Annotated in this window: 11 protein-coding genes; 6 read left to right on the forward strand and 5 right to left on the reverse strand. The window is 44.5% G+C overall.

Going from position 1 to position 12,111, the window contains the following annotated elements; all coding sequences use genetic code 11:
• Positions 1-25: 25 nt before the first annotated feature.
• Positions 26-1,651, reverse strand: coding sequence for a hypothetical protein (locus ACMXYT_RS22875; protein WP_415912729.1), 1,626 nt, complete (start codon positions 1,649-1,651; stop codon positions 26-28).
• Positions 1,651-3,033: a DUF4139 domain-containing protein gene (locus ACMXYT_RS22880; RefSeq protein ID WP_415912730.1), complete on the reverse strand. Its 1,383-nt coding sequence runs from the start codon at positions 3,031-3,033 to the stop codon at positions 1,651-1,653. Before ACMXYT_RS22880 ends, ACMXYT_RS22875 begins: the two co-directional genes overlap by 1 nt.
• A gap of 123 nt (positions 3,034-3,156) precedes the next feature.
• Between ACMXYT_RS22880 and ACMXYT_RS22885 the strand changes: the two genes are divergently transcribed.
• The 3 genes from ACMXYT_RS22885 to ACMXYT_RS22895 all read left to right on the forward strand — a co-directional run bounded on the left by ACMXYT_RS22885 (position 3,157) and on the right by ACMXYT_RS22895 (position 7,055).
• Entirely contained in the window at positions 3,157-5,190 is a 2,034-nt protein-coding gene (locus ACMXYT_RS22885; RefSeq protein WP_415912731.1) for a hypothetical protein, read from the forward strand.
• Positions 5,191-5,296: 106 nt separating this feature from the next.
• Entirely contained in the window at positions 5,297-6,181 is an 885-nt protein-coding gene (locus tag ACMXYT_RS22890) for a hypothetical protein (RefSeq protein WP_415912732.1), read from the forward strand.
• A gap of 100 nt (positions 6,182-6,281) precedes the next feature.
• Complete coding sequence (locus ACMXYT_RS22895) at positions 6,282-7,055, forward strand: hypothetical protein (RefSeq protein WP_415912733.1); 774 nt, start codon at positions 6,282-6,284, stop codon at positions 7,053-7,055.
• On the opposite strand, the gene ACMXYT_RS22900 is transcribed toward ACMXYT_RS22895, so the two are convergent.
• The 3 genes from ACMXYT_RS22900 to ACMXYT_RS22910 all read right to left on the reverse strand — a co-directional run bounded on the left by ACMXYT_RS22900 (position 7,052) and on the right by ACMXYT_RS22910 (position 9,175).
• A complete protein-coding gene (locus ACMXYT_RS22900) occupies positions 7,052-7,369 on the reverse strand; it encodes a hypothetical protein (protein ID WP_415912734.1) in 318 nt (105 codons plus the stop codon). The two genes, ACMXYT_RS22895 and ACMXYT_RS22900, sit on opposite strands and share 4 nt — an antisense overlap.
• Complete coding sequence (locus tag ACMXYT_RS22905) at positions 7,369-8,106, reverse strand: hypothetical protein (RefSeq protein ID WP_415912735.1); 738 nt, start codon at positions 8,104-8,106, stop codon at positions 7,369-7,371. Before ACMXYT_RS22905 ends, ACMXYT_RS22900 begins: the two co-directional genes overlap by 1 nt.
• Positions 8,107-8,203: 97 nt before the next feature.
• Entirely contained in the window at positions 8,204-9,175 is a 972-nt protein-coding gene (locus ACMXYT_RS22910; RefSeq protein ID WP_415912736.1) for a CNNM domain-containing protein, read from the reverse strand.
• Positions 9,176-9,463: 288 nt separating this feature from the next.
• Here ACMXYT_RS22910 and ACMXYT_RS22915 point away from each other — a divergent pair, with 288 nt between their 5' ends.
• From ACMXYT_RS22915 to ACMXYT_RS22925, 3 genes are read left to right on the forward strand one after another with little or no spacing between them, the layout of a single operon-like run.
• Positions 9,464-10,399, forward strand: a complete 936-nt coding sequence (locus ACMXYT_RS22915) for a bifunctional enoyl-CoA hydratase/phosphate acetyltransferase (RefSeq protein ID WP_415912737.1) — start codon at positions 9,464-9,466, stop codon at positions 10,397-10,399.
• Positions 10,400-10,413: 14 nt separating this feature from the next.
• A complete protein-coding gene (locus tag ACMXYT_RS22920; protein WP_415912738.1) occupies positions 10,414-11,595 on the forward strand; it encodes an acetate/propionate family kinase in 1,182 nt (393 codons plus the stop codon).
• Positions 11,596-11,601: 6 nt separating this feature from the next.
• Positions 11,602-12,108 (forward strand): hypothetical protein, encoded by a 507-nt coding sequence (locus tag ACMXYT_RS22925; protein ID WP_415912739.1) that lies wholly within the window; start codon positions 11,602-11,604, stop codon positions 12,106-12,108.
• Positions 12,109-12,111: the final 3 nt, after the last annotated feature.

Consider the following 12,111-nt stretch of genomic DNA (forward strand, 5'->3'; position numbering starts at 1 on the left):
TTTGTGTTAATTAAAAAGCAGTATATTAAAAAAAGGCAGTCCAATCAATAGATTCAACTAAAGAAGCAATACCAAAAAGCATTATAATGAAAATTAATCCGGCGTGAACCACGCGGGCCTCCCTTGATCGTTTAGGAGAGAGGGTGACAGCTGCTACCTGAACTAAATACAGGGGCAAGGCAGTCATTGCACCAATGCCAGATTTGAGCATAAGCCAAACACCTGCAGCCTGAAAGAGCGCTGAAATCATCTTTAGTGAAGGGCTGTTGTACTTATATCCTAGGTAAAGAAAAGTAGGGGTAATTAGCACAGTTGTATGAAATAGGACGTTAAGCACTTCAGGTGAATTGGTTGGCAACATCGCCCACAAGGCAAGAGAGAGTAAGAAGAAGCCAAAGAAGATGGTAAGTAGCAACTCCTTATAGAGTGTCGTGAAGAAATGATCAACCTGAATTTTGCGTCGATAACTAAGGTTGATAAGAAGAGCAGTGCACAGAAGTAGAATCGTCAGCGCCCATTGATACAGCGAGTGGTAAAAGTCCGATAAGTTAAAATTGTGTGTCCAATCCATATTGTGTGCCACAATCAGAGCACTATAGATCGCCGACAAGCTCACCAGTATGGCGGCCTCAATGCGCAATAATGACTCTTGCAGTCTGCAACCGAGGTAAAGAAGGAGTACGCCTTCAAATATCATACCCCAGTGCTCTTTTTCGATACCCATAGCGGCAGGAATTACCGGTGCTATGATGAAGAACGCTATGTTAGCGGATACAATCCATTGACGCTCTGAATGGTAGTTTGAGAAATACGTAATGGCATAAAGATAGAACGGTGCAGCAAGGAGAAGGGAGAACTCCAATAAGGCCATAATATTGTCTGCACAAATAACGTTGATATTCATCACAAATGCGGCAGTTAAACCTGCGGTAATGGCCGTTTCATCATGGGTAAGATTGCGTTTAATCAGGAAGTTAGAAAAGAAGACCTTCGTAAGTGGGTACACAAATAGGAGGATGCTGCATAGCGTACCGATGTAAATATCAATCTTGTGTCCTTCAAGGATTTGTTCTTCAAATATCAGGTAGGAAGAGAAAATAAATAACTTGTCATAGGCAGAGAAATTATCCGATGGCAGCAAATACACACCCACCAATATAAGTGCAGTAGCTTGGATCAAAAAGAGATCAAACGAACTGTTTTCAAAGAGTAGGCTCCCTAGGGCCAAACTAAAAACAATAACGGCCTGTAAAGAGAAGCTAGGGAACTCATTATTGAACAGGTTGTTTAGCGCAAAGAGGATGGCTACGCTGGATAAGCCAATGATGGCATCATGTATATCAAGCCTTGCAGCATATAGGCTCGCGGTTATCATTCCCGCAGCAATTAATGCACTAAAGAGCGCCTTGGGACAAAACCATGTGCGATTTAGGGAGGGCAATGCAAGGTATGCCGTAGAAATGCCCAGACAGAGATAGCCTCCTAGCGCTAAGGAGGCTACGTCATCCACCTGCTTAAAGTAGAAGACTATCCCTACCACGACCAGTGTAATGACGGAATAAGCCAGCCAGTTCGGAAAAATGCGAGAAACAAACGTACGGCCTTCGTGGAGGAGGCTCAGCAAGAAACGTACGTCTGTTGTGGCTTGCATTAGAACGTCTCAGCCTGAATCAGGAGGACAGACTCTGATCGTGGTTTAAGGTTGAGGGAGATAGCTTTATCAGAGATCTCGCCGGAAGCTTTAATCGTATCACTTTCACCTAACCAGACCCACTTGGCTTTCGCTTCATGGCCGCTCAGTAGCAATGTTACATCGATATCTTTTGCTTTGTCGGAGTGGTTCGACAAAACAACCTCTTGCTCCCATGTGTAATGCTTACGGTAGTGCTGAACGGAGTCATATTTCTTTGAGGCCTTAAGGTTCAACAGTTCGGATTTGACTTTAACTTCATGATCCTTGCCGAGGTTGAATTTAACGTCGGCACCACCTGCTGTATCTGCAAGGCGGATGTCGCCAACAAAGAGTGGATCTAGTCCGCGATGGTCGATTAGCTTAACGCTACCTGCCGGTAAATGGTTCATCCAGATGTCTTGGGGTAGTTTTGCTTCAACATTCAGCGAGACGGTGGCATTTCGCTTACGATCATGGCGAGATACATTGAGGGACACTTGACGCTTCTCTGTAAAGTCCATATTGAAGTCTTTATTGAGTGGTAACCTATGAACACTATTTGCGGGGATGTGCACAGGTTCTTTGTAGGTAAAGCGGGTTAAATGTCCGAATTTCTCACCCGACGGCGGAGTGGATTCCATGCTAGCCATTTCCATGGAGGCATCAGCCATCATATTGAATCGAGCGGATTTCTGCATCATTGGGCGAGGCGAATAGTGTTGCTTAACCTGACCAGCAACTAATGACAGAGGAGCAGCGTTTATCGCGTTATCAGTATTGTTAGCCAGTGATACTCCACTGCGCATAACCATCTTATTGTTAGTATTTAAGTGAGCTACGTATTTTGGCTCCCAGCTCACACCTTGAAGTTGATAGCTGGTTTTCACTTCACCCACTGGGCCATTGAATCTGTAGGTCCAGTACGCATCATCATTGGGTAAATCGGCAGTGATAAAGTAAGCAATATTGGCGGTAGGTATGCCAATCACTGAACCATTATGTTTTAGTGAAATCATATTGCGGTTACTATCATGCAGCTTGCCTGAAAGAGACATTGCCCCATTGATCGGCGAATTGAGGTAAACGGTGAGCTGACGGTCTTGTTTGGTGTGTTTGATGAGCGACGCAGACTTCAGCTGATGATCCAAGTTGGTATACAGTGAACTGGCATCCAAGCCCTTAAGGAGGGCAGACATATCCCAAACTGATTGTGGTTTTTCGGATTGAATAGTTTGCTGCACGAAGGCTGAGCCTGATGGGTAAATCGTGAGATTGACCGTTGAAGAAGGCTTGTCAGAAGCGTGAGCAATTGATGCGCTAGCGATCAGCATCGCGGTAGCTAGTTTTGTAACGGTATGCATGGCGTGAATCTCTTTTTATTATAAGGTAAATTTATTACCGGCATGAGGTGTTGTCAATAGACGCACTGCCTGAAACTGTGATATTATATTAAAAATAAATAAAAATAATAAAAGGATGGATCTATGTCCGCATCTAGCTTTGATTACAATAATATGCATGCAACGGACGCATATCGTCATAAAATTGCACTGCATTTCCTTGCGCAAGATGAGCATGAGGCTGAGTTTACAAAGTTGCTTGAGGCAATTTACGAGCGGCTTGGTCTCGATAACCGTGCGGAAGCAAAGACACCAGAAGATTTAAGTCAGGTTGATCAGTTGATTAGTGAGCCTGATGGTAAAATTGATTGGGCTGAAGTGTGTCCGGGCGTACTGGGTAAGGGTGGAAAGGTTGATAAGCTGGTGGACAGTACGCCGGTTGATACGTTGTTAAAGACAGCACTTGGCGATGATGCTGACAAGCTACAACCGGAACACATTCAAGAATTCAAAGCCATGCAAGCGATGGAAAACTTGTATCAGGACGACAATCCCAATGCGAAGCCGCTTGTCGATCGGATCAAGGGTGCTAAAGACTCCATTATTAGCACGCTAAGCAATGACACAGTGCGAAAAGGTATTTCCTATGCAGCGCTAGGCACGGCTATCGCTTCGGGTGGTGGTGCGCTTGCGATTGGCATGATGGTTGCGGGACGCTGTGCGAAATCCAGTACATTCCGAAACTGTATGGATAAAGTTGGCGGCAAGGTATCTGGCTTTTTGGAGGGCTGTGGCTTTCCGATGGATAAGATTAAAGCCCGTGCAAAAGATGGCATTGAGGCTGTCGCGAAAAAATTGGGTTCTGACAAAGGTAAGGCAATCGCTTCGGTTGTGGGTCTAGGTGTTGTTGCTTTGGGCGCAGGCCATCTCTCTGGAGTGGATTGGGGAGAGGCGGGAGATAATATCGTAGCGCAAATTAATGATGCTGCTGGCGCGGTGGGTGATACCGCACTTGAGGTCGCTGAGGGCGGCACCGAGGCTGTCTTGGACGGTGCACAGGCGGTTGACGGTTTGGTTGCGGATGCGAGTCATGCTATGACGGATCTGTCTGACAATCTAGATGATCTGACTGTTGATGGCGTGACTGATTCAACAGTGGATGCTGTAGCTAATCACTGGGAGGATATGAAAGGTGGCGCTAATGCACTTGGTGAAACAATAGCCAATGCTGCTAACGAGACTGTAGCCGAAGCTTTCAAGGGTGCAAAAGAAGTGGGCGAGCAAATCGAGGTTGCCACAGCTGATGGTGCACCAACAGAAGGGGTTGTTGCGGATGTAAGTACGGGCGAGCTCGACCATGAGGCCCATGCTGCATATACAGGCGGTTCGTATGTAGATGCTTCACAGACAGCAGAAAAACCACAAATGGTTGCCAGCAATGATATTGACGAATTAAGTCAAGAGGCTACAAGAGCAATTCCGGGTGGACATATAGAGGCTGCTGAAGCTGCCCTTAAAGAAAAGCAGGCTTTTGCCCAGCATATGAATGAATCTGGGAACTCCCGACCACTTACCTCCGACCCAACATTGGATGATAAAGTGGATTCTGCTGATCAGAGCTCTTTTATAGCACGGCCAGAAGTTGAGGGTGGATCTACTACCACTTCAGAGCCTAAAGTTGATGAAGCCGTCGTGGGTAATTCAGCTCATCCCTTAGGGCAAGAAGGGATTGTTGACCAAAATGAAGTTTCTAAAGGGACAAGTACATACGTTATTGGGGAAGATGGTAATTCGGCATGGGCAGCGGCTAAAACTCACCTTAGTGGCATGGAAGGTGCTAAATTTGAAGGGCAAACTTTTGATCAATTGTCAGCTGCAAAGCAGGATGCATATATATCAGAAATGATTAATACACTCGACATGGAAAACCCAAATATTGTTCATCCCGGGCAGGAGATTAAATTTCCAAATACGCTGGAGGGTATGGATGGGACTTTAACGCATGCTGAAAAACAAGATTGGATGGTTAGTCCAAGTGAGAGTGCGAATGGGCTCACGACGCAAACACCCGCCGAACAAAATTCTGTTGCAGCATTCTTCAAGGATAAGCTAGGTATTGACGTCGAGGTTGAGCGCAGTACGATAAGGCAGGACGATGATAATAGTTACTCGATGTAGTTCTGGATACTTTTGAAGGGGTTAAATCCCCTTCTTTTGCGCTAACGCAACTTGACTTTATTTTTAAAATTGTTATAATATGTGTAAGGTTAAGGGGTGTATTGGTATGTATGGTTTCTTGTTGGTTTTCATAGCAGTGTTTGGTTTATCGCTCGGACTGATGGCGGATTATAAGCCGTCACACTTGGCTTCAGAGCAGGCATATTTTGAGGAAGTATTTGATCAGTCGGTTGTTCTCGTGGAGGGAGATAGGGTATCGAGTTCACTTGGTGGCGAAATACTAAGATTAAAGAATAAAGGCATTTTAGAGCATGAGGGGCAGATTAGGCAGCAGGTTGAGTCTTTGGTTGAGGATTCTGAGGGCGTAAGGTCTGTTGCAAAGGTTTTTGCTCACTCGGGGTTTTATCGTAGTAATGGTTATTGTGCAGTCGTATTGCATGACGATTTGTGGAATTTTAGTCGAATGTTTATTGATGGGCTTCCATATGATTCTGAGGCTGTACTTGCTCATGAGTTGGGTCATTGCGCGTTGAGCGGGGGTATTTCTGATGATGTAGCATCCTTTTCCGGTGTTTTCTCAGGTGTGTTAGATGATGCTATTGTTTGGAAGAGAAGATATAGCATGTCAAATGAAGAGGTCGGGGCAATGTTGTCGGCATACCGGTATTATTTGCACGAGTTAAGTGCAGATGCATTTGCTTATCTCTATGAATATGGGAAGCCAAACAAAAAAAGCCGTAACCTAGAATCTGTTAGGAATAGTATTATTGGATATGGATTTTCCAACAATGAGGTAAAATCATTATTTGGAGTTTCAAGGGTGGGTCGGCACTTAATAAGTGACATTGAAGGCTTAGGTTCAGAAAAGCTTGCGGGCTATTCCGAGCTGCTGAAGGATCATCCGTACGGCGCGATTAGTCAGCTTTTCAGAGAATTGTCGGTTGACAACCCTGAATACTTCGAGCAGCGCTACAAGTACTTTCTAAACTAATCAAAGGCCCTTCGGGGCCTTTTTTATCATTGCAATTGATGCTATACAATCAATTGATAAACTGTATAATAAATAAAAAATTTTCCACAAACGAGGTAGTATGAGTAAAGTTGCAACAGGCCTTGCGGCCTCAGTTATCGCATCTATTGTTGGTTTTGGTGTATATGTTGACCAGACAGTGCAGTTTCCAGAAGCAAGTGTAAATGCCAATCATAAAATTACAGAAGCTATTGAATATAAAACCGGTGAGAAGGTAGATGCGGATTTCACGCTATCGTCTGAAAGTCCTCGTACAGTGTTTCCTTTATTGCCATCCGGTTCCTCATTAAAGCTATACACCAAAACAGAAGAAGGCAGGATCGTTAATATCGCAACAGATAGTGAAGGTACTATCGGCCTTGTTGAGGTGAAAACAACAGCAGGCAAAGACTCCTTTGAGAAGGCAGTGTCGCACTACCAAGCGCATTTCGGCGATCAAATGAACTCCACCTCCTTTGGTGGCAAGCCAATCTACTCTGTAAATCATGAGTTTTCAGTTGCCAATGCATTATCCTATGCTTCACCCAAAGAGTATTACACCTCAATGCTCAATGAGCTTAAAAAGGGCGACTCTTTCGGGTACCAGAATTTCATGCTGAACTACATCGATAAGCAAGGTGCTTATAATATCAACGTCTATGATTCCCGTGTACTCAAGCATCAAACGTGGGAAATCGTTAAGCAAGGCTGGATTGAGCGTCATCAGCCACTAGTTGATAAGGCGGAAGAGCATATGAGTCAGCTTGAGGCTATGCCAGAGGTCATTCAGAAGCTTACAGATAATACATTAACACTGAAGCTTCTGTTCTTCTTCGACCGCGGGGTGCGGGTTTAAAAGGGTTTAGAAGGATTCTCATCTTTATGCAGGTTGAAATGGTCGACTTCTTCCTCTGTTGGAAGGCATAAGCGAATCATTTCAGCTTGCTTTTCTTCCTTAAGGTCAGAGAGCATTTTGATCTCATCTTGTCGTTCTGTAATCTTTTCTGAAATTATCATGAGTTGTAAAAACTCATTATTATTTGACCTATCCAGATCATGTGCGCGACCGATCAGTGCATTTAGCATATCTTCTCGGTTTTTAAGTTCAGCATATACTTGATTGTATTCACCATGAAGGCGGTTGTATTGAGCTGCATTTTTAGGAGTCATTAAGAGAAGTCCTTGAGTAATACTTTTTTAGCAATCGAATTTTTCAATAAGGCCTTGGTGATATCTTCAAGTACATCTTGTGGCACTGGCTCAGATTCACAGAACGTAATCCTCCTATCATCATCCATTAAAGCAACACGAGATTCACCATTATCTTGATTGAGAACGCGTACCTTGATGCTCTTCTTTTCTTCGTTACGGTATTGGAATTCAGAGAAGAAGGCTGTCCACTTACCATCCTCTGATTCCCACACAGGATCGAGAGGTTTCGCAGCATCAACAAGCTCATCCAGACTTTTGATTTTAGTCTTTTGTTTGGCGATCTGTTCTTTCAGCCCTGTAATCGACGCAGCCTGCTCTTCGGTTTTCTTTTTTAGAGACTTGTTGCGTTTCTCTAGGCTTTTAGGGTCCATAGCCTTAAATGCTTTAAGTTGGCTTTGGCTGTCATTGTAGAGGTCTGTGATTTTCTTGCGACGCTGCTCTGCTTTTTCTAAAGCCTTTTCGTGCTGTGTAGTGGCATCAACGACAGCTGCTTCAATCTGGGCTGGTAGTTGTTCAGATTCCAGTTGGAGTTTGGCTTTTTCGCTCTCAGATACTTCGAGCGACTGGCGCAACTGCTCAATCTGCTGATTGAGATCAGAAATTTTAGACTCATACTCCGCACTTAATTCCCGTTTTATTTTTGGAAGGACTTCCAGAGTAAAAGCTAAGTTATCGATATCGGTGCTTGTAGTCATTGGAGAAGGCATAGATCTAGAAAAGGGATATGAATTCTAGTTGAAAGATATTAAAAGATCAAACAAAAGCCCCCAAAAGGGGGCTATAAAGGCAGTACTAGCAAAGTGCTTCGCGACAATAACCTGAGCATAGGGCGTGGGTGATATCTTCGATAGCCAGCGCACCTAGTGGCTCATTATCATCATTAAAAACAACGGCGATCGGTCCTTCGGATGTCTCAAATTCTGCAAGCAAATTTGAGAGCGGTGTTGTTGTGCTGGTGGCGATGATTGGCATCATAAAGTCTCTGACTGACCTGCCACACTCTCCCCGAAGGATTGAGCTTAAGAGTTCAGCTTTATGAACGGAGCCGATAAACATGCCATCCGCGTTTACAACTGCAAGACGCTTATGTTTGCAATTAAGAATCGCGTCTTTATTGTCTGCCAGTACCGTATCAACAGATAGGCATTCGATCTCTGTCCTGCAGGTCATGATATCGGCGGCCGTTTTCTCATTAAGGTGCAGCGTGTTATTCATGAGTTCCTTGGCTGTAGATGTAATCATTCCAGAGGTCTCAGACTCTTCGATAATGAATTTTACATCTTCCATGGTAATGCTATCCGTGCCACCGGATTTAAGGAATGGGGCGCAAATCTTGCGGCTGAGCCACAGCATGGGCCTAATGAGGACCTCAAGCACAATTAATGGTTTGGCAACAATTAGCCCTACCTCTTCGGGATTGGATGAGGCGTACAGCTTAGGCACCATCTCCGCACCGTAAAGAATGGAAAGAGTAAAGATAATGGATACAGCTGTATTCATCCAATCGTTAAGGACTGCAGCAGACAAAATGCCAATCAAAATCCCCCCGCCAACGTTAACGGCGGTATTGAGTATAATGATAGTAGATAGGTAGCGTTTCTTATCGGTTAAAACTTTTAGCAAAGCCCTAGATGATAGCGTATCAATCTTCATGTTGATCGCTTTGCCTTTAATAAGGTTTAAAGCAACAACAGACGCTTCGGAAAGTGATAGAAATGCAGAGCTGGTTAAAACGAAAAGGATTGTGCAAAGCAGTAAAGTCATATTTATACCTCATAACAACTGACTGAAGTCAGTTTATAAGGCTCTGACTTCAGATGGTTTCTTTGGGGCCGTAAGTGGCGTTAAGTTGAAAGGCGCTTAAATCTTGGCCTTCTGGTTGATCACACATGTGTGACACTCCTTGCTTGATTCATTTATATAATATAATAAATAATAATGATTTGCAAATAATATCTCTTGTCAAACAAATAAAATATTGCACTGCAACACTATCTTTATACGTGTCATCAAGATATTATAATGGAAAATAAAAAATTAGGATGATACATCATGTCAGATATTACGCTTTCGCGCACAAATGCGCTTGACCATGCCATTGAAATTGCAGCCGCTGAAACCAAAATCACCATGGCGGTTGCACATCCCGCAGACTTTAACAGTCTGTCGGGCGCTGTAGATGCAGCTAAAAACAATATTATTGAGCCAATCCTTGTTGGCCCGGCTTCTCGGATTATGAGGTTGGCGGACGAGCATGATATCGATCTTACTGATATTAAAATCGTAGATTCACTGCATAGTCACGAATCTGCAGCGATTGCGACAGGCATGGCTCGTACTGGTGAAGTTCAGAGCCTGATGAAGGGCTCATTGGGTTCTTCAGAGATCTTGAGTGCCATCTTTAGCAGATCAGAGGGTCTTCGTACAGAACGTCGCATGTCTCACATCTTTGCTCTGGATTGTGCAGAGCATTATCACAAGCCTCTGTTTGTGACGGATGCTGCTATCAATGTTACGCCTGACCTTAATGCGAAGCGTGATATCACACAGAATGCGATTAACTTCTGCCAGTGCATGGGTATTGAAACACCGAAGGTTGCCGTACTGGCTGCAGTAGAGAAAGTGAAAGCGAGTATGGTAAGTACTCTGGATGCGGCTGCACTATGTAAAATGGCGGATCGCAAGCAGATCACGGGCGGTGAGTTAGATGGACCACTGGCATTCGATAATGCTATCTGCAGACAGGCTGCTATCGATAAGGGGATTGCTTCAAATGTGGCTGGAGATGCAGATATCCTGCTAGCACCGGACTTGGAAGCTGGCAATATGATTGCCAAACAGCAGATCTACATGGCTAATGCTAAATCTGCAGGTCTTGTATTAGGCGCGAAAGTCCCGGTAGTACTGACTTCACGTGCTGATAATGCTTATAGCCGTATGGCTTCAGCTGCACTGGCGGCATTGGTTGCCCACCATCAGGTTAAGTAAGGAGTTAGATATTAATGAAGAGTATTCTAACCGTTAATGCAGGCTCCAGTAGCCTAAAAGCCTCTCTGTATGTCATTGCAGAGGGTAAGCTTAATTCTATTCTGTCTTACACGGCCTCCCGCTTGTTGGAGACAGGCGCAGTGAAATGTAAGTTAAGTGAGAGTGGTGAGGTGCGTGAGTACCCATTGGATATGCAAGAGGGTGAATTAGCTCACCCGGCAGCAATTCGGGGACTACTTTCGGAAATAGAAACCTTAGATGGTGAATATGAAGTCGTAGCCGTATCTCACCGTATTGTTCATGGTGGCAACTATAATAAGCCACAGGTACTGACTTCAGATGTAATGGCTGAGTTGCGAGCAAAAGAGCCTCTCGCGCCATTACACCAGCCGCATAATCTTGCCATGGTCCAACTGATGAGCAATGCCTTCCCTGAAGCGGAGCAGGTAGGGTGTTTCGATACCATGTTTCATGCACAAGACCGAGGGTTTATTCGTGAAAATTACGCCATTCCAAAAGAATTGCGCGATCAAGGCGTTAAGCGTTACGGTTTTCATGGATTGTCTTACGAGTACATCTCAAAAGCGCTGAAGGCGGAGTACCCGGAGTTAGCAAAAGGTCGTGTAATCGTTGCTCATTTGGGTTCTGGTGCAAGCTTGTGTGCGATTCACGATGGCAAACCGGTTCTTTCAACGATGGGCTTTAGTGCTGTGGATGGGTTGCCGATGGGCACGCGCACAGGCTGTCTTGACCCGGGTATATTGCTGTACCTCCTAGATCATTTGGGGTGGTCCACTGATCAAGTAGAAGCGATGCTGTATAAGAATTCAGGAATTAAGGGCTTATCAGGCCTATCAGGCGACTTTAAGGCTGTTTTGGATGCTGATTCAGCTGAGGCAGATCAGGCAATTGAATACTTCTGTCATTGGACGGCCTACCATATGGCAGGCTTAGCCCAATCAATGGGAGGACTGGATACTGTTGTGTTTACAGCAGGGGTTGGAGAGAAGTCCCCTGAAATAAGATCTCTTATCATGGCGTCCATGGAGTGGCAGGGGTTTAAGCTAAATGAAATGCGAAATGCCGTAAACCATAGAGGGGTCATAAATACTGTACATAGCAATAAAAGTGTTATATTAATGAGTACCAATGAAGAGTTGGTGCTTGCAGAGCATGCAAGTGAACTTTTAAGGTAGCTTAATATGCACAAATCCATGATCACTTTGATCATAGCATCAGTCATCGCCACTCCGGCAATGGCTGATGAGCTTGATGACTTCCAACAACAAGATGCAATGCGCATCATTACCTATGAAAATGACCCTATTGCCGATGTTCTCTACAACCGCGATCAGGGATTTGCGCTAGATGCAGACCAGTTGAACCTCGCAAAAGGGAGTGCCTTGGAGGCAGAGGTTCGAAGAATAATTGATTCCGGTAATGTGATTGATTTCAGTCAGATCGACCTTGAAGCAAGTGAAACGGGGCGCTTAATTAAGAAGCTGCTTTCACATGTTGATGGGGGGACGTTGAAAGACCTGCAGACAGCATTAGGGCGTAGTATAGAGCCAATGGATTCGGGGCTTATGCGCAGACTAGAACAGGTTGACTGGACCAACCACAAGGATTTGGAAGCAATCAATAATGACTTACGTAACTACCTGAATGAGCATCAGGCGTTACTCAATAGGCATGGTTTTGGCAAATAAAAA

Origin of the sequence: Neptuniibacter sp. QD37_11 (assembly GCF_047778105.1) — a bacterium.
In the GTDB taxonomy this organism is placed as follows: domain Bacteria; phylum Pseudomonadota; class Gammaproteobacteria; order Pseudomonadales; family Balneatricaceae; genus Neptuniibacter.